Origin of the sequence: Nocardioides sp. NPDC000445, assembly GCF_040300245.1 — a bacterium.
Classification (GTDB): domain Bacteria; phylum Actinomycetota; class Actinomycetes; order Propionibacteriales; family Nocardioidaceae; genus Nocardioides.
Map to the genome: position 1 here is coordinate 19830 of NZ_JBEPDH010000008.1, position 20414 is coordinate 40243.

Genomic DNA, 20414 nt, shown 5'->3' on the forward strand with positions numbered 1-20414 from the left:
CGAAGAGCGTAGCGGAGCCCGCGTCGCGTGAACGCGAACACGGCGCAATCACCGTCTAAGGTCCCAGCCGAGGTCCTGCCCTGGTCCCGAACGAGATGCCGGTCCCACCCTGGAGTAACCGGCATCTCGCCGTACTAGCTCCTCGCTGCCAGCTTCTCCACGAGTCTGGGAGTGATGGAGGCGTACGCCTTCGGGTCGATCGGCAGCAGCCACTGCACTGCTTTGACCCGCTTGCTGACGTCGATGCCGACGTCACCGAGAACCTCGTCGATGTTGTGCATCGAGAACGGGATGATGTTGGTGCCGCGGGCATGGTGGCCGTCGGTGCGCTCCCGCATCCAGGCCAGCCGCGCGGTGACATGGGCCTCCATCTCCTCCGCAGGCGGAACCTCGTGGCCGCCACCGAGGTGCGAGCCGATCCAGACGGCGCTCATCTCGGCCGAGAGCGGCGAGAAGAACGAGGAGTTGTAGCCGGCGAAGGTCAGGTCCTTCACGCTCAGCGGCAGGATCTGGCGGTAGAGCTGGTAGTCGCCGTTGTCGTCGGTGAGCTGGTCCTGGATCTCCTCGGAGAAGAACGGGAGCTCCTGCTTGAACCCGGTCGCGGTCACCACGACGTCGGCGGGAACCGCGCGCCCGTTGGCGAGCTCGGCGTACGGCTTGCCGTCCTTGGTCACGAACGCGGCGATCTCGGTGTCGCGCTCGACGGCGATGTCCCCGGCCTCGACGCCCTCGAAGAAGCCCTCGGTGGCCAGCGAGACCGTCGAGCGGGCGATGTCGGTGAACTGGCCCTTGGGCAGCAGCCCGAGCTTCTTCAGCTTGAGCTGGCTGGTGGTGACCGACTCGACGCTGCCGACCATCGAGCCGGCCATCTTCGAGCCCCCCGCGTGCAGGGCCTTCTCGGCCCCGCGGATGCTCTGGTAGGGGAACAGCCCCTCCCCCAGGCGGGTGAGCAGCAGCATCTTGTAGTTGAGGACGCCCTTGATCTTGCGGGGCATCTTCCACAGCAGCTGGCGCGCGACCACGGTGGTCGAGGCCGCCTCCTTGGCGATCTCGACGGCCACGTCACAGGCCGACTTGCCGTAGCCGACGACCACGACGTGCTTGCCGTTGACGGTCTCCAGGTCGTGCAGCTCGCTCGCCGCGAGGATCTTGCCTCCGGCGGCCTCCAGCTCCTCGACCCCGTCGTACGCGGGGGCGAACGGCTCCGAGAAGACGCCGCTGGCCACGACCAGATGGTCGTAATGCTCGGTCGTCTCGCCGTCGTCACCCGCCAAGGTGATGTCCCAGCCGCCCCCTCCAGCCGGCTGGGCACTCCGCACCTCGGTGGAGAGCTTGATCATCGGGGCGAGCTCGAACTTCTCGACGTACATCTCGAGGTAGCTCTGCACCTGCTCGCCACTGAGCCACTCGGGGAACACCTTCGGCATCCTCAGGTCCGAGAGCGTGTAGGAGTCCTTGTTGTTCTGCGTCGTCAGGCCCGGGTAACGACGGGTCCGGCTCCAGACGCCGCCGACATCCGGGGCCTTCTCGTAGACGGTGACGTCATGACCGAGCTCGGTGAGCACCTTCGCCGAGGCAACGCCCGCGAACCCGGCACCGATGACCGCGATCTTCACTTTTCTGTTTCCTCTCGCAGCAGGGTCTGCGTACGCAAAACGCTAGAGAGGTCGCGTGGCGCTCCGCTATCCACGTTGCGCGAGAGGTATCCGGTTTGCGCGACGGGATTTGTCACGCAGACCGGCCTCAGCCCCGCAGGAGCCTGTAGACGATCACCACCGCCGCGATCACGGCCACCCCGACGGCGATCTTCCTGCCGTAGTTCTTGATCAGCACCGGTACGACCGTCGCACCCAGGTCGAGTGCCTCGGGCTGCTTGGTCGCCGCGTGCCTCGGTGCCCCGCTGGTCGAGCCGCCGGAGCCGCTAGGCGGAGGCCCCGCCGAACCGGGCACAGTGAGTCCAACACGGTCTTCTCCGGCGCTCGATGGAGCCGTGTTGGTCTCGACACCGCTCGCTTCGCTCGCGGGCTCGACCAGCGGAGCGGCAGCCGGAGCCGACTTCTGCTCCAGGCACGCCACGAACTGGCCGAGAAGCTTGTCGGAGACGTCCTGCATGACCCCGCGCCCGAACTGGGCGGGCTTTCCGGTGACGGCGAGGTCGGTGACGATCTCGACCTTCGTGCCGGTGCCCTCCGGGGCCATCGTCAAGGTCGCGTTGGCGCCGGCGGTGCCGTTGCCGCGCTTGTCCCGTCCCTTGGCCTCGACGACCAGGCGGCGAGCGGCCTCGTCCTTCTCGACGAAGGTTCCGGAGCCGGCGTAGACCATGGCGATCGGGCCGAGCTTGACCTTCACCGTGCCGGTGAAGGTGTCGCCCTCGGCCGAGGTGACCTGGGCTCCAGGGAAGCACTCGGCAAGCGAGCCGATGTCCAGGAAGCTGTTCCAGGTCTCCTCGACCGAGGTCGGAACCGTGAACTCGTGCGTCAGGTCCACGCCTCAGCCCCCGAGGGCCTTCATGATGGCGCGCCGGGTCAGCACCGTGACCAGATGACGCCGGTAGTCGGCGTCGCCGTTGAGGTCGGAGGGCGGCTCGGCGCCGTCCGCGGCCAGGGCCGCGGCGTTGCGTACGACCTCCTCGGTGGCCTGCTGGCCGACCAGCGCCTGCTCGACGCCGGCGGCACGCAACGGAGTGGAGCCCATGTTGGTGAGACCGATCGCCGCGCCCTCGATCACCCCGCCGGAGACCTTGAGGGTCGCGCCGACCGCGCAGATCGGCCACTGGTGGGCGACCCGGACGAACTTCTCGTAGTGGGCCGTCCATCCGGTGTGCTTCGGGATGCGTACGCCGATGAGCAGCTCGTCCTCGGAGACGGCCGTCTCGAAGAGCCCCTGGAAGAACGCAGGCCCTGGGACGACCCGCTCCCCGGCCGGCCCGGCGATGACGAACTCGGCGTCCAAGGCAAGGGCCGGGGCTCCGAGGTCGCCCGCCGGGTCGGCGTGGGCGAGCGCGCCACCGAAGGTGCCGCGGTGGCGTACCTGCTCGTCGGCGACCGTCGCCGTGGCACGAGCGACCAGGGCCGCGTGCTCGGCGACCAGAGGATCGGCCGCGACGTCACAGTGGCGCGTCATGGCGCCGACGAAGATCGACTCACCCTCGTCGCGTACGCCGCGGAGAGAGTCGATGCGACCGAGGTCGATGACCCACTCCGGAGCGTTGAGGCGCATCCTCAGCACCGGCAGCAGGCTCTGTCCGCCGGCGATGATCTTGGCCTCGTCCCCGTACTGTGCGAGGGCGGCCAGCGCCTCCTCGACCGTGGTCGGGGCGACGTAGTCGAACGATGCGGGAATCACTGGACGTCTCCTTCCGTGCGGTCGACGTTCCCGGACATGCCCGTCGACGGATCGAAGTGTGCTGCGGCCGCGCCGGTGGTCTCGCCACCGGACGAGCCCTCGTTGATCGCCCGCCACACCCGTTCCGGTGTGCAGGGCATGGTCACGTCGTGCACGCCCAGCGGGCGCAGCGCGTCGACGACCGCGTTGACCACGGCGGGCGTGGAGGCGATCGTGCCGGCCTCGCCGACGCCCTTGGTGCCGAGCGTGTTGGTGGTCGCGGGCGAGGTGGTGTGGTCGATGTCGAAGCTGATCGTGTCGGCGGCCGTCGGCAGCAGGTAGTCCACGAACGAGCCCGACACCAGGGTCCCGGCGTCGTCGTAGACCGCGTCCTCCCACAGCGCCTGAGCGATGCCCTGGACCAGGCCACCGTGCACCTGACCTGCGACGATGAGCGGGTTGATGATGTTGCCGATGTCGTCGCAGCAGACGTACTTCCGCATCTTCACCTGGCCGGTCTCGGTGTCGACCTCCATCGCGCACAGGTGGGTCCCGTGCGGGAAGTTGAAGTTCTCCGGGTCGAAGGTGGCCTCGGAGTCGAGGTTGGCCTCGACGCCGTCGGGCAGGTTGTGCGCGGCGAAGACCGCCGTGGACAGCTCGCCGATGGACATGCCCTGGTCGGTGCCGCGCACCGTCCACCTGCCGCCGGTGAACTCCATGTCGTCGACGCTCGCCTCGAGCAGGTGGGCCGCGATCGGCTTGGCCTTCTCGAGCACCTTGTCGGCAGCCCGCATCAACGCCTCGCCACCCACGACCAGCGACCTGGACCCGTAGGTGTCGTAGCCCTTGGCGGCGATCTGGGTGTCGCCGTGGAGCACCTCGACGTCCTCGAAGGCTACGCCGAGACGGTCCGCCACGATCTGGCTGAACGCGGTCTCGTGCCCCTGGCCGTGGGCACTGGCCCCGGTGATGACCTCGACCTTGCCGGTCGGCGTCAGTCGCACCTGGGCGTGCTCCCAGCCGCCGGCTCCGTAGTCGAGGCTGCCGAGGACTCGGGACGGAGCCAGGCCGCACATCTCGGTGAAGGTGGAGATGCCGATGCCGAGCTGGACCGGGTCGTTGTTGGCGCGGCGCTCGGCCTGCTCGGCCCGCAGCGCGTCGTAGCCGAACATCTCCTTCGCCTTGGCGGTCGCCGCCTCGTAGTTCCCGGAGTCGTAGGTCAGACCGGCGATGGTCGTGAACGGGAACTCCTCGTGCTTGATCCAGTTCTTCTCGCGGATCTCGAGCGGGTCGACCCCGACCTCGGCGGCCAGCTCGTCCATCAGCCGCTCGATGGCGTACGTCGCCTCCGGCCGCCCCGCGCCGCGGTAGGCGTCGGTCCAGGTGGTGTTGGTGAACACCGTCTGGCAGTTGAACTGGTAGGCCGGGAACTTGTAGATCGCGTTGAACATGAAGGCGCCAAGGACCGGGACACCGCCGCCGACGATGGCGACGTACGCCCCCAGGTTGGCGTCGAGCTCGACCTTGAGGCCGGTGACCTGGCCGTCCTTGGTGGCCGAGAGGGTCAGCTTCTGGATCTGGTCCCGCCCGTGGTGAGCGGAGAGCAGCGACTCGGAGCGGGTCTCGGTGTACTTGACCGGCTTGCCGAGCCGGCGAGCCATCGCGAAGACGATCATCTCCTCCGGCGTCTGCTGGAGCTTGCCGCCGAAGCCACCGCCGACGTCGGGCGCGATCACCCGGATCTTCGACTCTGGCACGCCCGTGGTCGCGGCGAACGCGAACCGCAGGATGTGCGGGATCTGGGTGGCGCTCCACACCGTGATCTGCTCACCGGTCGGGTCGCACACCACGCTGCGGGGCTCCATGAACGCGGGGATCAGCCGCTGCTGGCGGTAGGTGCGCTCGATGACGATCCCGTCGCTCTTCGCGGAAGCGATCGCCTCGTCGACGCTGCCGCCGGTGCCGGCCTGAGCGCTGTCGAAGACCCACAGGGCGGACTTGTTGGTGCCGAGGTCGGGGTGCGCGAGCACCTCGTCCTTGACCGCCTCCTCGAGGGAGACGACCGCAGGGAGCTCCTCGTAATCGACCTCGACCATCTCGGCGGCGTCCCGAGCCGCGGCCGCTGAGCGGGCGGCCACCACGGCGACGATCTCACCGGCGAAGGTGACCCGGTCGGTGGCGACCGGCGGGTGGGCCGGCATCTTCTGGTCGGGCGTGATCGGCCAGGCGTTGATGCAGACGCCGAGGCTCTCGTCGAAGTCCTTGGCGGCCAGCACGGTCACCACGCCCTCGGACTCCTCCGCGGCGCTGGTGTCGATGCCGGTGATCCGGGCGTGCGCGAACGGGCTGCGCACCATCGCGAGGTGCAGCATCCCGGGCAGGTTGATGTTGTCGGTCCAGCGCGTCCGTCCCGTGATCAGGCGCGCGTCCTCCTTGCGGCGGCGGTCGCGGCCGATCTCGTTGGTCTGCTCCGGACGAGCTTCTACGGCGGTCACAGCGCGTCCACCTCCTCGGTCGCGCCCTTGGGGCCGGCAGCCGTGGCCAGGTGGCCGCTGGCGTACTGCACCGCGCGGACGATGTTGTGGTAGCCCGTGCAGCGACACAGGTTGCCCTCGATGCCCTCACGGATCTCTTCCTCGCTGGGCTGAGGGTTGCGCTTGAGCAGGTCGACGGACTGCATGATCATGCCCGGCGTGCAGAATCCGCACTGCAGGCCGTGGCACTCACGGAACGCCTCCTGGACCGGGTGGAGGTCGCCCTCGACCGTGTCGGCGAGGCCCTCGATCGTGGTCACCTCGCACCCGTCGGCCTGGACCGCGAGCACGTTGCACGACTTCACCGAGTCGCCGTCGAGATGGACCGTGCAGGCGCCGCAGTTGCTGGTGTCGCAACCGATCACCGTGCCGGTCTTGCCGAGTCCTTCGCGAAGGTACTGCACGAGCAGCGTTCGCGGTTCGACGTCGTCGGTGACCTTCATACCGTCGACGCGCATGCTGATCCGGGCCATGTTGTCTCCCTGCCAGACGTCACTGTTCTAGTGGAAAGCTGTGTGGGCCAGATCACACTAGGACGCGCAGGGTTGGGCGTCGGTTGGCTGCTCGGGTGGCGTACCCGTTCTTGGTCAGCGGCTGGCAGCCAGGCGTGCCCTGAGCAGGGGCAACGCGGGATGCGCGCTGCCGCCCAGGTGGCGCAGACAGACGTCGACGACCTCGGTGTCGTACGGAGCCAGCTCGCTGTAGCTCAGCACCGCGTCGGGCTGCGGGTCGGCGATCAGCGCCTCGCGCAGCGCGACCGCGACGTACTCGGCCATCTCGGCGAGCGCGGGACTGTTGGTGCCGGGCAGGAGATCACCGCCGTACGCCTCCACAGCAGCGGCCACGCGGCCGTGCCGGACCAGGGCGAGCACCTGCTCGACGTCGGTCACCACCGGCATCAGCAGGCGGTAGGGCCTCGATGCGACCTGGCCGCCGAGGGCGTGGCGCAGGTGGGAGACCTCCGCCTTGAGCGTGGAGAAGGTGACCGCCTGGTCGCCGTAGACCATCGCGTGCAGCCGCTCCAGCGAGAGGCCCTCGGGGTGGAGCGCGAGCAGGGCGAGGATCTCGGTCTGGCGGCGGTTGAGCAGCAGCCGCTGCCCGTCGAGCCAGGTCTCGGCGGTGCCGAGCAGCGTCAGCACCAGCCCTGGCTGCTCGATCGCCTCGTCGCTGTCACGCTGGGTCGGCATCTTCGGCAGCGCGCTCTCGATGAGCCGCGCCATCACCCGGGCGGTGGCCATTCCGATCGGGTGGGTGCGGTCCCAGGTGGTGGAGAGGTCGAGGACACCGAGGTGCTTGCCGGTGACGGGGTCGTGGAGCGGCGCGGCCCAGCAGACCCAGTTGTGCACGACCTCGGCGTAGTGCTCGGGGCCGAAGACCATCGACGGCGAGTTGGTGCGGTTGGCGAGGTCGAGCGCGTTGGTGCCGGCGCTCTCGTCGTCCCAGCGGCCGCCCGGCACGAAGTTGACCGACTCCGCCTTCCGCCGCATCACCCGGCCGCCGTACGTCCACAGCACCCGGGTGTCGGGGTCGGTCACCGCGATGACCAGGTCACCGTCGTCGGCGGTGCACCGCAGCTCCTCCTCGACTCGCTCGACCGCCACCTGGAGCGGGGAGCCGCGCCACATCTCGCGGGTCTCGTCCTCATCGGCCAGCGGCGCCTCGCGTACGTCCGTCCTGACGGTCGTCGCCGAGCGCGTCCAGCTGCTCAGGATCTCGGGGCGGACGAAGTCCTCGGCGGCATCGCCACTCTCCACGAAGGCGGTCCACGCCCGCGCCGCGCTGATGCGGCGCTCCTGCAGATCGCTACGAACCATCACTCCCCCTTTGGAGCTCGGCCCATTGAGGCTCGGTTCTGCCAAGGTAGCACCCTGTGACGTGCCTCACGATCCCCTCGGCGGTACCCGCTCCGTACGCACTCCGATCGCAGGCGCCGCAGCGTTCGGGCGGCGGTGTCACAGTGGGTGCATGACCACGCGCACAGCCACGACCTGGGCGGACTTCGAGACCGCGGCCAGACTGCAGGTCGACTTCAACACCGAGTACGCCTACCCCGCCCCGCCCGCCGACGAGCTCGCCCGGCACTTCAGCCGGCTCGTCGAGGGTGGGGACACGACCGTGATGCTGATGGGCGACCCCGCGGTCGGCCACGGCATCACCCGCTTCCGCCTGCAGACCACGGCCGACGAGCTCGAGGCCTACCTCGCCGAGCTCTACATCGTGCCCGACCGGCGCGGGCACGGCCTCGGCACCATCCTGCTGCAGGCGATCATCGACGAGGCGAAGGCCCGCGGCGCGACGTACATGGACCTGGGGACGAGCGAGGACGACATCTCGGCCCGTGCGCTGTACGAGAAGTTCGGCTTCGACAACCACGAGGGGCGCGGCTCCGGTCCGCGGGCGCTCTACTACGAGAAAGAGCTGTAGCGCGCCCGTTTCGACCGCTCAGCCCGTCGACGATCAGGCGGGAGCGCTTTCGGGGCGGCCGTCGTACGACAGTCCGCGAGCAATCGCGTGGACGAGCATCGCGAGGATCAGGATCCCGGCGCAGACCAGCGCCACGATCGCCACCGGCGTGCTCTGCGACAGCTGAATCTGGCGGAGGCCGATCGCGGCCAGCGCCCAGGCGCAGGAGAACAGCAGCTCTCGCAGGTTGCGCGCGAACAGGAGCGTGAGCAGAGCGACGGTGAGCACCGCGATCACCACGATCGAGGCCAGTGGGCTGACCGTCACCTCCCTCGAGTCGAGGTAGGTCGCGATGTTGACGATGCTCGCCGCGGTCACCCATCCCGTGTAGAGCATCAGCGGCAGCCAGACCATGAGGAAGTCCTTGGTGGTCGGCCGCTTCGTGCCGACTCCGAGGCGCCACAGCGCGGCGTAGAGGCTTGCGGTGAGAGTCAGCAGGACGACGACGGAGAGGCCGACCCACTCCTGCACGAAGACGTAGGTCCACAGCCCGTTGCAGATGCTGGCGACGATGAAGAGCGGCCCGAGCAGCTGCGGGATCTGGTTGTCATCGCGCGGATCACGCAGGTCCCTCGCCTGGTAGACCGCGAAGACGATCAGCAGCAGATAGATGAGGGTCCAGATGGAGAAGGCGTATCCGGCTGGTGTGAGGTACGTGGCGTACCTGTCCGATATCTCGCCGATCGGCGGCAGATCGAGAATCTGCGCACCGGTCAGGAAGTTGGCCACCAGCGCAAAGACGAGAGCCAGAACATTACCGAGCTGCCATGTTCTCTTCACCCTTCGACCGTAGCAAGATCCGATCGCAATCTTGCCTAACGATCTTCGTGGATCCGTCCGGTGGTGGTGGCCAGGCGCTCGCCCGAGCCGCCCCAGCGGCCGGCGATGATCTCGGCGGCGATGGAGATGGCGGTCTCCTCCGGCGTACGGGCGCCGAGGTCGAGGCCGATGGGGCTGCTCAGCCGGGCGATCTCCTCCTCGGTGAGACCGGCGTCGACCAGGCGGGCGAGACGGTCGTCGTGGGTGCGGCGGGAGCCCATCGCACCGACGTAGGCGATGTCGGGGAGACGGAGGGCGACCTCGAGGAGAGGTACGTCGAACTTCGGGTCGTGGGTGAGGACGGCGATCACGGTGCGCTGGTCGATGCGGCCGGCCTCGACCTCCTGGGTCAGGAAGCGGTGGGGCCAGTCGACGACGACCTCGTCGGCCTCGGGGAAGCGGGAGTTGGTCGCGAAGACCGGGCGGGCGTCGCAGACGGTGACGTGATAGCCGAGGAACGCACCGACGCGAGCGACGGCGGCGGCGAAGTCGATCGCCCCGAAGACGAGCATCCGGGGCTTGGGCGCGAAGGACCAGACGAAGACCCGCATGCCTTCGCCGCGGCGCTCGCCGTCGATCCCATAGGACAGTGTCTGGTTGGTGCCGTGAGCGAGCAGGCCGAGCGCGTCGTCGTGGACGGCGTCGTCCATCCGGGCGCTGCCCAGCGACCCCTTGACCCCTTCGGGGCGGATGAGGACGCGGCGCCCGAGGATCTCGGGGTCTGGGTGCTCGATGACGGTCGCCAGGGCGACGGGGCTGCCGCTGCGTACGTCCTCGGCGAGCTCGCCGAGCTCCGGGAAGGTCTCCTGGGACACCTTCTCGACGAAGACGTCGAGGATGCCGCCGCAGGTCAGCCCGACTGCGAAGGCGTCGTCGTCGGAGACGCCGTATCGGTTGAGCTCCGGGACGCCGGTCTCGGCGACCTCGCGGGCGACCTCGTAGACGGCGCCCTCGACACAGCCTCCGGAGACCGAGCCGACCGCACTCTCGTCGGGACCGACGAGCATCGAGGCGCCCGGCGGCCGAGGGGCTGACTGGAACGTCGCCACCACGGTGGCCACCGCCACGGTCTCGCCGGATTCCCACCACTTCATCAGATCGTCGAGTACGTCACGCACGCGCGATCACCTCCACCAGATCCTCGTACGTCGCCAGGGAATGTCCGGCGACGAAGTCGTCCACGTGCGGCAGCACCGCGACGATGCCTCGCTGCAGTGGTTCATATCCAACCTTGCCACGGTGTGGGTTGACCCACACCACGCGGTGGGCGAGGCGATGCAGCCTGGCCGCCTGCTCCTCCAGGAGCGCGGTGTCGCCGCGCTCCCAGCCGTCGCTCGCGATGACCACCACCGCGCCTCTGGCCAGTCCCTGGTGTCGCCGCAGGAACGCCTGCAGGTCGTCACCGAGACGGGTCCCGCCCGACCAGTCGGGCACCGTCTCGCCGGCCGCGACGAGCGCACGGTCGGGGTCACGGTGGCGCAGCGCGCGGGTGACGTTGGTGAGCCTGGTCCCCATGGTGAACACGGCGTTGGCCGGGCTCGTCGAGCTCACCCGGTGGGCGACCCGCAGCAGCACGTCGGCGTAGGAGCTCATCGATCCGGAGACGTCGATCAGCCACACGACGCGACGCGGCCGCTCGCCACGCCTGCGGTAGTGGATCCCGGCCGGTTCGCCGAGGTGTCGCAGGCTGGCCCGCAGGGTGCGGTGGGCGTCGACGCGCCCTCGCCGCCAGGGGTCCTGCCGAGGCGTCCTCCGACGTGGCGCCCGGGGGCGCAGCCGGGCGATGAGCGCTGCCACTCGCTCCTGCTCGGCCGGGTCGAGGTCGGCGACGTCGCGATGACGCAGGGTCTCGATCTCGCTGGCCCGCGCCCTGATGAGGTCGTCGGTCTCCTCGCCCTCTCCCTCGCCCTCCTGCGGCTCGGTCTCGGGGAGGGTGGAGGTGACCGAGACCGTACGCGGCGGGCCTTGCGGTCCCGGCAGCGTCGCGGTCGACCCGAACCAGGCCTCGAAGACCTGGTCGTAGCGGCGCAGGTCGTCCGGGCCGGCGCACAGCGTGGCCCGTCCGGCGGTGTAGGTGGCGGTCGGGTCGCCGGCGTCGAGGATCGCGGTCGCCTGCAGGAAGCCGTGGGCGCGGTCCTGGGTCACCTGCACCCCGGCCGCTCTGAGCGCTCGGGTGAAGCCGAGCAAGATCTCGGGAGCGTCGTGTGCTGTCATGCCAGCAGCCGGTCCAGTGCTGCCCGGACGCGGTCGGCGTCCTCGCGGTGCTTGACTAGCGCGCCGAGCGTGGCGGCGGCGCTCTCCAGGTCCATCTCGGCGACTCCGAGGTGGTGCAGGGCGCGAGCCCAGTCGAGGGTCTCGGCGACGCCTGGGGGTTTGAGCAGAGCGTTCGCGCCCTCGGCGCCGCGCAGCTGCTGGACGACGGTGACCACCTGGCGGGCGAGCTCGTCGGCGACCTCGGGGGCCCGGCTGCGTACGATCTCGATCTCGCGGGCCAGGCCCGGGTGGTCGATCCAGTGGTAGAGGCAGCGGCGCTTGAGGGCGTCGTGGAGCTCGCGGGTGCGGTTGGAGGTGAGCACGACGACCGGTGGGACCGTTGCCGCTACGGTCCCGAACTCCGGGATCGTCACCTGGTAGGTGGACAGCACCTCGAGCAGGAAGGCCTCGAACTCGTCGTCGGCCCGGTCGACCTCGTCGACGAGCAGTACGGACGGAGCCTGGCGCAGCGCGGCCAGCACCGGGCGGGCGAGCAGGAACCGCTCGTCGTAGAGGGACTTCTCGGCCTCCTCCACCTCCCCCGCGCCTCCGGCGGCCTCCAGGGCACGCAGGTGCAGGATCTGGCGGGCGAAGTCCCAGTCGTAGAGCGCTTGGGTGGCGTCGATCCCCTCGTAGCACTGCAGCCTCACCAGCGGCAGGTCGAGCGCCTCGGCGACCGCTTCCGCGAGTGCGGTCTTCCCGGTCCCGGGCTCACCCTCGAGCAGCAGCGGCCGCTGCATCCGCAGCGCGAGGAACGTCACCGTCGCCAGCTCCGGGTCGGCCAGGTATCCGGTCGCCGCCAGGCGGTCAGCGATCTCCTGGGGCGTCAGGTCCATGACCTGAGCCTAGAACGCGAAGCGTTGGCTCAGGGTTGGACAACCTCCTATGAGGGGACGAACGAATTTTCGTTCAGCGCCGATCGACGTCGTTCCCACCCGCCAGGTCGCCGCACTCCACCAGGCGTACGTCGTGGGTCTTCAGGTAGCCCCGCGCGCCCTGGTCGCCGACGGCTGCCTCAATGACCCCTGCCCAGTGGTCGCGCCCGATCAGCACCGGGTGACCCGGAACCCCGGCGTACGCCGCCCGCGCCAGCCCCGGGGTCGGGCCCGTTGTCGAGGCTGACGAGAGCACCCGAGAGACCACATCCGGCCCCACGTCCGGCAGGTCCACGAGATGAACCACAGCCACCTCGGCATCCGGCCCGAGCGCACCCAGGCCGACCCGCAGCGAAGCTCCCATCCCCTCGTCCCAGTCCTCGGCGACGACGACCCGCTGATCGGCCGGGAGCAACGCCCGCGCCTCGTCGGCGGCGGCGCCGAGGACGACGAGTACGTCGTCACAGCCGCCCTCACGCAGCACCTCGATCGACCGCACCAGCCAGTCGTCGACCAGCGCCTTGGGCATGCCCATCCGCCGACCCGCGCCGGCGGCCAGAAGCAGGCCGGCGACCATCGTCACTTGAACGCGGCGGTGTAGAGCTTCTGCAGCTTCGCGCTCTTGACGTCGCTGTAGCCACAGCCGATGACCTTGGCATCACCCTTGGCCGCGACGAGGTAGTTCTTGCCCTTCTCGAACTCGGGCATCGGGATCGTGCTCGGCGCGGGCAGCGTGATCCGGACGGTGTCGGTGCCACCGACGCCGTCCGCGTACATCCACGTCTTCACCCGCAGCACGGCCTCGCTCTCGGTCACGCTCTCCGCGGTGCCCTCGAAGGCGAGGGCGGCGTTCTGGGAGAGCCACTTCGAGGTCGGCGGGATGCAACGGGCGGCGTCCGCGACGACGGTCAGCTCGGTCGCCCCGGCGCCTCCGGCAGGAGCGGATGACGAGGGGACCGGCGCGGTCTCGGTGACCGTCGCGGTCGGCGACGGAGGTGCGGCATCGGGGTCCTCAGCAGTGTCGTCGGAGCTGAGCAGGCCGAAGGAGGCGACGATCGCGACGAGCACGACCGCGGCGGCGATCACGGCTGCGACCCAACGCCACGGTGACCGCGGCGGCTGCATCCCGGTCTTCGGCTCGACGTCGATGCTCATGCCAACATCATGCCTCATCACTGGGCGGCATCTGTGGACCCGTCGGACACACTCGGGTCGACACACGCAGGCGGGGCCCTGGCTTCGAAGAGCCCTGACCCCGCCCGCCGCTGCAGAACTTCACCCGGATATTCCCTTGGGCTTCAAAGCCCCCCAGATCCAGACGCTTCCCCGCAGTCGGCCACTGTGTGGAGCACCAATGTTGCGTTACCGAGCTGTTGTCGAGACAGTGTCGAAAGTCCCCAATAGGATGGGACCGCTGGGCCCCTCCTGATCGCCTGGTCAGGTCATGCCAGATGACGATCGAGGAACCCGATGACCCGCCGGATCGAGAGGTCCCACTGCGGCCCGAAGGCGTGCTGCTCGCCGGGGTAGACCCACAGCCGCTGGCGCACACCTGCGGTCTCCATCAGGTCCCGGGTCGTGTAGGCCCACCGGATCGGGCAGGACTCGTCATTGGTCCCGTGGTGCATCTGGACCGGGACCTCGATGCGGTCGAAGTACGTCCGCGCCGACAACCCATCCCAGAACTCCGGCTCCGTCTCGGGATCGCCGTACTGCCGATAGAGCCGGGCCACCTCGTCGGGCCGCGACGGCACCGCCCACCGGTTGATGTTGTCGACGATGTCGGAGGAGACCGACGCGTACGTCACCCCGGCCCGCACCAGCCCTGGCTGGGCGACCAGCGCGTTCATCACCACTCCCCCACCCATGGAGCGGCCGAGCAGCGCGGTGCGGTCGGGGTCGACGTACGGAAGTCGCTTCATCGCCTGGACGGCGTTGATGGTGTCCCGGGTGTAGCCGAGCCGGCTCTCGTCCTCCTCGGTTCCCTCCGGGATGGGGGACGATCCGGCGTGACCGCGGTAGTCGGTGTGCAGGACGACAAAGCCTGCCCGCGCCAGCCGGTCCTGCTCCCGCATCAGCCCTTGCCCGGTGACGTAGATGTCGGTGTCGATGTGGCCGTGCGCGAAGACGACCCCGGGGAACGGCCCTGCGCCCCGTGGCCGGAAGAGCACCCCGGTGATCGTCAGCGGACCGCTCGGGTAGCTGACCTCGAAGCGCCGGTAGGCATCCGTGCTCCCCGCCTCCCGCAGCACCTTCACCTCCCCGCCCGGGAAGTCCTCTCGCATCAGCTGCGGGAGCGAGACCTTGTCGGTCACCGGCGGCAGCGTCTCCGACGGGCTCGGTGACGGCGTCGCAGGCGCCGACGGGGCCGTCGGGCTCGCTGCCCGAGACGACGGCGCGGCGGTCGGCTCACCACCACACCCGGCGAGAAGCACGGCCGAGATCGCCAGCGCCGCCATCGCCTTCGGCCTCATGCCGTCGAGCGTAGCCCGGTGATCCTGGGGCGGCGTGCGGTTCCTTCGTCAAGGTATGCAGCCGAAGGATCGCTTCCCCTGCGGAGGTCCGCCGGGGAAGCGGTCGTTTCCCTGCATACCTTGACGAAGGAACGTTCCCCACCGAAACGCAAAGAGGGCCCCTCCCGAAGGAAGGGGCCCTCTCGTGGCGCTAGCGGGACGGACTCAGAAGCCCATGCCGCCCATGTCACCCATGCCACCGGTCGGGTCGCCACCAGCGGCGGCCTTCTCCGGCTTGTCGGCCACGACGGCCTCGGTGGTGAGGAACAGCGCGGCGATCGACGCGGCGTTCTGCAGCGCCGAGCGGGTCACCTTGGCCGGGTCGATGATGCCCGCGGCCAGCAGGTCGACGTACTCGCCCGTGGCGGCGTTGAGGCCGTGGCCCTGCGGGAGGCCGGCGACCTTCTCCGCCACGACGCCGCCCTCGAGGCCGGCGTTGATGGCGATCTGCTTCAGCGGCGCCGAGATGGCGGCCTTGACGATCGAGGCACCGGTGGCCTCGTCGCCGTCGAGCTCGAGCTTCTCGAAGGCAGCGGCAGCGGCCTGGATCAGCGCGACACCACCACCGGCGAGGATGCCCTCCTCGACAGCAGCCTTGGCGTTGCGGACGGCGTCCTCGATGCGGTGCTTGCGCTCCTTGAGCTCGACCTCGGTGGCCGCGCCGACCTTGATGACGGCCACGCCGCCGGCCAGCTTGGCGAGGCGCTCCTGGAGCTTCTCGCGGTCGTAGTCGGAGTCCGACTTCTCGATCTCGGCGCGGATCTGGTTGACCCGGCCCTCGATCTGACCCTGGTCGCCCGAACCCTCGACGATGGTGGTCTCGTCCTTGGTGATGACGACCTTGCGGGCCTGGCCGAGCAGCTCGATGCCGGCGGTCTCCAGGGAGAGGCCGACCTCCTCGGAGATGACCTGACCACCGGTGAGGATCGCGATGTCCTGCAGCATGGCCTTGCGGCGGTCACCGAAGCCCGGAGCCTTGACGGCGACGGACTTGAAGGTGCCCTTGATCTTGTTGACGACCAGCGTCGAGAGAGCCTCGCCGTCGACGTCCTCGGCCAGGATGACCAGCGGCTTGCCGGTCTGCATGACCTTCTCCAGGACCGGGATCAGGTCCTTGACGGAGGAGATCTTCGAGTTGACGATCAGGATGTACGGGTCGTCGAGGACGGTCTCCATACGCTCCGGGTCGGTCACGAAGTAGGCCGAGATGTAGCCCTTGTCGAAGCGCATACCCTCGGTCAGCTCGAGGTCGAGCCCGAAGGTGTTCGACTCCTCGACGGTGATGACGCCTTCCTTGCCGACCTTGTCCATCGCCTCGGCGATGATCTCGCCGACGGTGGTGTCAGCAGCGGAGATCGAGGCGGTAGCAGCGATCTGCTCCTTGGTCTCGATGTCCTTGGCCTGCGCGAGCAGCTGCTCGGAGACGGCGTCGACGGCCGCCTCGATGCCGCGCTTCAGGCCGGCCGGGTTGGCACCCGCGGCGACGTTGCGCAGGCCCTCGCGGACCAGCGCCTGGGCGAGAACGGTCGCGGTCGTCGTGCCGTCACCGGCGACGTCGTCGGTCTTCTTCGCGACCTCCTTGACCAGCTCGGCACCGATCTTCTCGTAGGGGTCCTCGAGCTCGATCTCCTTGGCGATGGAAACACCATCGTTGGTGATCGTGGGGGCACCCCACTTCTTCTCGAGCACGACATTGCGGCCCTTGGGACCGAGGGTGACCTTGACGGCGTCGGCGAGGGTGTTGAGACCCTTCTCCAGACCCCGACGGGCCTCCTCGTTGAAAGCGATGAGCTTCGGCATTGCTCCTGCGATCCTTCACTTGGGAAGTTCGTTGGATCCGGTCCGATGGGTTGCCCGCGACGGACGACGCCACTCCCGGCAGAACCCTTCCCTGCCGCTCGCGACGCCTCAACGTCACCGGTCCGGTTGTTGTCACTCTCATGGTAAGAGTGCCAGCCTCATGTTTAGCACTCGACCCCTGCGAGTGCAAGCGCCGACGGGTGCCGGTCATGCCGCTCGCAACGCCTCTGTCGGCGAGAGCCGCGCGGCTCTCGCGGCCGGGTAGACGCCCGCCAGGATGCCGATGAGGAGCGCCGCGGCCAGGCCGTAGCCGACCGACTCCGGTGGCATCGCGAAGGTGATCGCCTTCCACCGGGCGTACCCGAAGGTGACCACGGCGCCGGCCAGCACCCCCAGTACCCCGCCGGCCAGGGAGAGCAGCACCGCCTCGACCAGGAACTGCGTACGGATGTGGCGTCCGGTGGCACCCAGTGCCCGGCGCAGGCCTATCTCCCGGCGCCGTTCGAGCACCGACATCACCATCACGTTGGCCGTGCCGACCGCACCGACCAGCAGAGCGACCGCGCCCAGGCCCAGGAAGAGCGAGGTGAAGGCGTCCTCGGCCGCCGCCTTGGCGGCGATCACGTCGGAGGGCCGCGAGACGTCGACGTTCTCGGGTGCCTCGGGATTGACCTGGGCCGCGAGTACGCCGCTGACCGCGTCCACCGCGTCCGGTGCCGTACGCACGTAGAGCAGCGAGGGGTCCAGCTCGTCGTCGAGATAGACCTCCGCGGCGTCGTAGCCGACGAGGGCCGCCCGGTCCAGGTCCGGAGAGAGCGGCAGCGGCTCCATGATGCCGACGACCTGCCAGGCCCGTCCGTCCATCCAGACCGAGACCCCGCTCCCGACCGAGGTGATCCCGAGCCGTTCCGCGGCGACCGATCCCAGCACGACGACCGGGAAGTCGTCGACCGCTGCGTCGAGGAACCGGCCCTCGGCCATCTCTCCCGCGAGGGTGGCGAGGGTGTCGGGGGTGGCGGCCTTCGCCGAGAGTCCGTTCGTACGATAGGGGTCGGCCAGCGAGCTGCGCAGCGGAACGGCCGACAGGTCGGTGACCTGGGCGACGTTCTCGACGGGCTCGATGTTGCGCGCCTGGACGGCCGCGGTCTGCGGCATCGCGGTGTCACCGCCCATCCCGAATCCCTGGCCGGCCTTGGCCTCCAGCAGGTTGGTCCCCAGCGAGTCGAGCTGTTCGAGCAGGTCGGCCTGGGACGAGCGGGAGATGCCGAGCACGGCCACGACGGTCGCCACACCGATCGCGATGCCGAAGGCGGACAGCAGGCTGCGCAGCTTGCGCGCCCGCAGCGCCCTTCCTCCGGCGCGGGCCTGGTCGGCGATCGAGACCCGGGACGGCTCGACCCGCGTACGCCGGCGGCTCATGCGGCCACCACCTGGGAGTCGTGCGTGATCAGGCCGTCCCGGATCTCGACCTGGCGGGCCATCCGGGCGGCGACCTCGTGCTCGTGGGTGATCACCACGATCGTGGTGCCGTCGCGGTGAAGCTCGTCGAAGAGGTTGAGCACCTCCTCGCCGGAGTGGCTGTCCAGGTTGCCGGTGGGCTCGTCGGCGAAGACGATGGCCGGCCGGTTGAGCAGCGCCCGCGCGACCGCGACCCGCTGTCGCTCGCCGCCGGAGAGGATCCGCGGGTCGTGGTCGAGCCGATGCCCGAGGCCCACCCGCTCCAGCACCTCGCGGGCCCGGCGCATGCGCTCGGGGCGGCGTACGCCGCTGTAGAGGAGGCCCTGGGCGACGTTCTCGGTCGCGGAGAGCCCGTCGATGAGGTGGAAGCTCTGGAAGACGAACCCGACACGGTGCGAGCGCAGCCCGGCCAGCTCGGCCTCGGAGAGGTCGGTGGTGTCGTACCCGTCGATCACCACCGCCCCGCTGGTGGGGCGCTCCAGGGTGCCGACGATGTGTAGCAGGGTCGACTTCCCCGAGCCCGAGGGGCCGACGATGGCGACCTGCTCCCCGGCGCCGACCTGCAGGTTCACGCCATGGAGGACCTCCAGGTCCCCGTAGCTCTTGCGGACGTCGCGCATCTCCAGGACGCTCGTGCGCTCACTCATCGGGCACCGCCACGGTGTCGCCCTCGGCCAGCCCTGCGGTGATCTCGACGTAGCCGTCGGCATAGAGACCGACCTCGACGCCGGTGAGCGTCTCGGTGTCTCCGGTGACCTTCTGGACACCGAACCCGCCCTCGGCCAGAGCAACGAGGGCCGTGACCGGCACCGCCAGGGCGTCCTTCTTCGTCTCGCTGGTCAGGTCGACCGACACGGTGGCCAGGCTCATCCCCTCGGCGAGCTTCGGATCGTCGAGGGTGAGGGTGATCGGGATGACCGAGGTCGTCTCGCCCTCGTTGCCCGTCGACTGCTCCAGGGCGCCGACCGAGGTGATCTTCGCCTTCGCCTCCTTGCCGCTGGGCAGGGTCACGGTCGCCGCGGCGCCGACCTTGGCGAGCGCCTCGGAGTCGGGGTCGAGGCCGACCGCGACGACCTGGTCGGTGCTGGCGGCCTGGTAGAGCCCCGCGCCACCGCCCGGCCCGACCTGCTGGCCGAGCGTCGCCTTGTGCGCCCCGATCCGGATCTTTCCCGGCGTGATCACGAAGTCGGCCGGGTCGGCCGTACCGGTCTCCTCCAGGCCGTGGTCGGACTGGAAGTCGTAGAGCGCCGACTGGGTCGACTCGGTGAAGTCCTTGTCGACGGTGCCTGGGTCGTACCCCATCTCCTTCAGGTTGCGCTCCAGGAGGCGTACGTCCTTGGCGTCCTCGGAGCCCAGGTCGAGGGGCCGCCACATCGGGGTGGCCCCGGTGAGCAGGATGACCGGCACGTCGTCGACGCGGTACGCCACATCGCCCTGTTCCAGGACGCTGCCCTCCTCCGGCAGCTCGGTGAGCGTGCCCTGGGCGGAGCTGACGACGTCGAAGGAGGCGTCGTACTCCAGCGTGCCGCTGACCTGCTCGGTGTCGGCGAGGGTACGCCGCTCCACGGTCGCCGTGCTCGAGGCCGGCGCCTCCTCCGCTGCCCCCTCGGCAGGGGCGAGCAGGCGGGTGTAGCCCGCGAAACCGGCGACCCCGAGCCCGGTGACCACCAGCAGCGCGGTGGCGCCGACCAGCACCGTCCGGCCCCGGCCGCGGCGACGCGGCGGACGGGACTCGGCCGGCCTCGGTTCCGGCGCCGTCCCCGGGGCGTTGGTCTCGGTGTCGACGTCCTTCTGGGTGGCGCTCACTGGGAACCGCCCTTCCGCATCTCGTCCATGCCGGACTCCTCGGCACACTTCTTCTCCGCGGCCTGCACCTTCGGGTCCTCGGGGTCGATGCCCTCGGGCATCCGCATCATCACGCCGCCGCCGCTGAAGTCCGGGTCGGGCACGTTCACGCCGTTCTCCCGCATGCACGCGGCGAACTCGAGCACGCGGTCCTGCATCTCCTGGACCTCCTCGGGGTCACGCGGACCTCCGATGCCGCCCTCGGGACGCTTGTCCTCGCACGCCTTCATCGCCTTGTCGCGGACCTCGGGGTCGGGCATCGCACCCTTGCCGCCCTGCCCCTGGATCCGCACGCCGCCGTCCTCGGTGAACTCCGGGTCGGGCATGTCCACGCCGTTCTCCCGCATGCAGGCCGCGAAGTCGAGCCACTGCTGCTCGACGTCCTCGGCGTTCGCCGAGGGGCTCGCCGAGCTGTCGGCGTCCTTGTCGCTGAGGGTGGCCACGCCACCGTCGTCGGCGCCGCCGCCGCACGCAGCCAGCGTGATCGCCAACAGCGCGGCACCGATCGCCACGGTCATCCGTTGCATCTG

19 protein-coding genes are annotated in these 20414 nt (G+C 69.7%); 1 reads left to right on the forward strand and 18 read right to left on the reverse strand.

The annotated features are described in order from the left end of the window. Nucleotides 1-134: 134 nt before the first annotated feature. The 6 genes from ABT304_RS12325 to ABT304_RS12350 form a co-directional block, all read right to left on the reverse strand. Nucleotides 135-1616, reverse strand: a complete 1482-nt coding sequence (locus tag ABT304_RS12325) for a flavin-containing monooxygenase (RefSeq protein ID WP_350715500.1) — start codon at nucleotides 1614-1616, stop codon at nucleotides 135-137. Nucleotides 1617-1743: 127 nt separating this feature from the next. Then, on the reverse strand, nucleotides 1744-2487 hold the full coding sequence (locus tag ABT304_RS12330) for an SRPBCC family protein (RefSeq protein ID WP_350715502.1): 744 nt from the start codon (nucleotides 2485-2487) through the stop codon (nucleotides 1744-1746). Between the two features lie 3 nt (nucleotides 2488-2490). Then, entirely contained in the window at nucleotides 2491-3345 is an 855-nt protein-coding gene (locus ABT304_RS12335) for an FAD binding domain-containing protein (RefSeq protein WP_350715504.1), read from the reverse strand. Next, nucleotides 3342-5819, reverse strand: coding sequence for a xanthine dehydrogenase family protein molybdopterin-binding subunit (locus ABT304_RS12340; protein WP_350715506.1), 2478 nt, complete (start codon nucleotides 5817-5819; stop codon nucleotides 3342-3344). The genes ABT304_RS12335 and ABT304_RS12340 overlap by 4 nt, the downstream gene beginning before the upstream one ends. Next, nucleotides 5816-6331 carry a (2Fe-2S)-binding protein gene (locus tag ABT304_RS12345; protein WP_350715508.1) on the reverse strand — a complete coding sequence of 172 codons (516 nt, stop codon included), beginning with the start codon at nucleotides 6329-6331 and terminating at the stop codon, nucleotides 5816-5818. The genes ABT304_RS12340 and ABT304_RS12345 overlap by 4 nt, the downstream gene beginning before the upstream one ends. A 114-nt stretch (nucleotides 6332-6445) precedes the next feature. Continuing rightward, nucleotides 6446-7672 carry a transcriptional regulator gene (locus tag ABT304_RS12350; RefSeq protein ID WP_350715510.1) on the reverse strand — a complete coding sequence of 409 codons (1227 nt, stop codon included), beginning with the start codon at nucleotides 7670-7672 and terminating at the stop codon, nucleotides 6446-6448. A gap of 151 nt (nucleotides 7673-7823) precedes the next feature. On the opposite strand from ABT304_RS12350, the gene ABT304_RS12355 reads away from it, so the two are divergent. Further along, entirely contained in the window at nucleotides 7824-8282 is a 459-nt protein-coding gene (locus ABT304_RS12355) for a GNAT family N-acetyltransferase (RefSeq protein WP_350715512.1), read from the forward strand. A 33-nt stretch (nucleotides 8283-8315) separates the two neighbouring features. Here the strand turns inward: ABT304_RS12355 and ABT304_RS12360 are convergent, their stop codons facing one another. The 12 genes from ABT304_RS12360 to ABT304_RS12415 all read right to left on the reverse strand — a co-directional run bounded on the left by ABT304_RS12360 (nucleotide 8316) and on the right by ABT304_RS12415 (nucleotide 20411). Then, complete coding sequence (locus ABT304_RS12360) at nucleotides 8316-9101, reverse strand: TspO-related membrane protein (RefSeq protein WP_350715514.1); 786 nt, start codon at nucleotides 9099-9101, stop codon at nucleotides 8316-8318. A 35-nt stretch (nucleotides 9102-9136) separates the two neighbouring features. Then, nucleotides 9137-10258, reverse strand: a complete 1122-nt coding sequence (locus tag ABT304_RS12365; protein ID WP_350715515.1) for an XdhC family protein — start codon at nucleotides 10256-10258, stop codon at nucleotides 9137-9139. Continuing rightward, nucleotides 10251-11354 carry a vWA domain-containing protein gene (locus ABT304_RS12370; RefSeq protein ID WP_350715517.1) on the reverse strand — a complete coding sequence of 368 codons (1104 nt, stop codon included), beginning with the start codon at nucleotides 11352-11354 and terminating at the stop codon, nucleotides 10251-10253. Before ABT304_RS12370 ends, ABT304_RS12365 begins: the two co-directional genes overlap by 8 nt. After that, nucleotides 11351-12229: an AAA family ATPase gene (locus tag ABT304_RS12375; RefSeq protein ID WP_350715518.1), complete on the reverse strand. Its 879-nt coding sequence runs from the start codon at nucleotides 12227-12229 to the stop codon at nucleotides 11351-11353. The genes ABT304_RS12370 and ABT304_RS12375 overlap by 4 nt, the downstream gene beginning before the upstream one ends. A gap of 73 nt (nucleotides 12230-12302) precedes the next feature. Further along, a complete protein-coding gene (locus ABT304_RS12380; protein ID WP_350715862.1) occupies nucleotides 12303-12845 on the reverse strand; it encodes a nucleotidyltransferase family protein in 543 nt (180 codons plus the stop codon). A gap of 2 nt (nucleotides 12846-12847) precedes the next feature. After that, nucleotides 12848-13423: a hypothetical protein gene (locus ABT304_RS12385; RefSeq protein WP_160026880.1), complete on the reverse strand. Its 576-nt coding sequence runs from the start codon at nucleotides 13421-13423 to the stop codon at nucleotides 12848-12850. Nucleotides 13424-13710: 287 nt separating this feature from the next. Then, on the reverse strand, nucleotides 13711-14742 hold the full coding sequence (locus ABT304_RS12390) for an alpha/beta hydrolase family protein (protein WP_350715520.1): 1032 nt from the start codon (nucleotides 14740-14742) through the stop codon (nucleotides 13711-13713). Between the two features lie 204 nt (nucleotides 14743-14946). After that, nucleotides 14947-16581 (reverse strand): chaperonin GroEL, encoded by a 1635-nt coding sequence (gene groL, locus ABT304_RS12395; RefSeq protein WP_160026878.1) that lies wholly within the window; start codon nucleotides 16579-16581, stop codon nucleotides 14947-14949. Between the two features lie 207 nt (nucleotides 16582-16788). After that, nucleotides 16789-18000: an ABC transporter permease gene (locus tag ABT304_RS12400; protein WP_350715522.1), complete on the reverse strand. Its 1212-nt coding sequence runs from the start codon at nucleotides 17998-18000 to the stop codon at nucleotides 16789-16791. Continuing rightward, nucleotides 17997-18686 carry an ABC transporter ATP-binding protein gene (locus tag ABT304_RS12405; RefSeq protein ID WP_350715524.1) on the reverse strand — a complete coding sequence of 230 codons (690 nt, stop codon included), beginning with the start codon at nucleotides 18684-18686 and terminating at the stop codon, nucleotides 17997-17999. Before ABT304_RS12405 ends, ABT304_RS12400 begins: the two co-directional genes overlap by 4 nt. Then, a complete protein-coding gene (locus tag ABT304_RS12410; RefSeq protein ID WP_350715526.1) occupies nucleotides 18679-19845 on the reverse strand; it encodes an efflux RND transporter periplasmic adaptor subunit in 1167 nt (388 codons plus the stop codon). Before ABT304_RS12410 ends, ABT304_RS12405 begins: the two co-directional genes overlap by 8 nt. Beyond that, a complete protein-coding gene (locus ABT304_RS12415; RefSeq protein WP_350715528.1) occupies nucleotides 19842-20411 on the reverse strand; it encodes a hypothetical protein in 570 nt (189 codons plus the stop codon). Before ABT304_RS12415 ends, ABT304_RS12410 begins: the two co-directional genes overlap by 4 nt. Nucleotides 20412-20414 lie beyond the last annotated feature (3 nt).

Bases quoted from the DNA above. Each gene is read 5' to 3' on its own strand.
- ABT304_RS12345 (WP_350715508.1), bottom strand. From the start codon at position 6,331: ATGGCCCGGATCAGCATGCGCGTCGACGGTATGAAGGTCACCGACGAC.
- ABT304_RS12350 (WP_350715510.1), bottom strand. From the start codon at position 7,672: ATGGTTCGTAGCGATCTGCAGGAGCGCCGCATCAGCGCGGCGCGGGCG.
- ABT304_RS12355 (WP_350715512.1), top strand. From the start codon at position 7,824: ATGACCACGCGCACAGCCACGACCTGGGCGGACTTCGAGACCGCGGCC.
- ABT304_RS12370 (WP_350715517.1), bottom strand. From the start codon at position 11,354: ATGACAGCACACGACGCTCCCGAGATCTTGCTCGGCTTCACCCGAGCG.
- ABT304_RS12375 (WP_350715518.1), bottom strand. From the start codon at position 12,229: ATGGACCTGACGCCCCAGGAGATCGCTGACCGCCTGGCGGCGACCGGA.
- ABT304_RS12380 (WP_350715862.1), bottom strand. From the start codon at position 12,845: ATGGTCGCCGGCCTGCTTCTGGCCGCCGGCGCGGGTCGGCGGATGGGC.
- ABT304_RS12385 (WP_160026880.1), bottom strand. From the start codon at position 13,423: ATGAGCATCGACGTCGAGCCGAAGACCGGGATGCAGCCGCCGCGGTCA.
- ABT304_RS12390 (WP_350715520.1), bottom strand. From the start codon at position 14,742: ATGAGGCCGAAGGCGATGGCGGCGCTGGCGATCTCGGCCGTGCTTCTC.
- groL (WP_160026878.1), bottom strand. From the start codon at position 16,581: ATGCCGAAGCTCATCGCTTTCAACGAGGAGGCCCGTCGGGGTCTGGAG.
- ABT304_RS12400 (WP_350715522.1), bottom strand. From the start codon at position 18,000: ATGAGCCGCCGGCGTACGCGGGTCGAGCCGTCCCGGGTCTCGATCGCC.
- ABT304_RS12405 (WP_350715524.1), bottom strand. From the start codon at position 18,686: ATGAGTGAGCGCACGAGCGTCCTGGAGATGCGCGACGTCCGCAAGAGC.
- ABT304_RS12415 (WP_350715528.1), bottom strand. From the start codon at position 20,411: ATGCAACGGATGACCGTGGCGATCGGTGCCGCGCTGTTGGCGATCACG.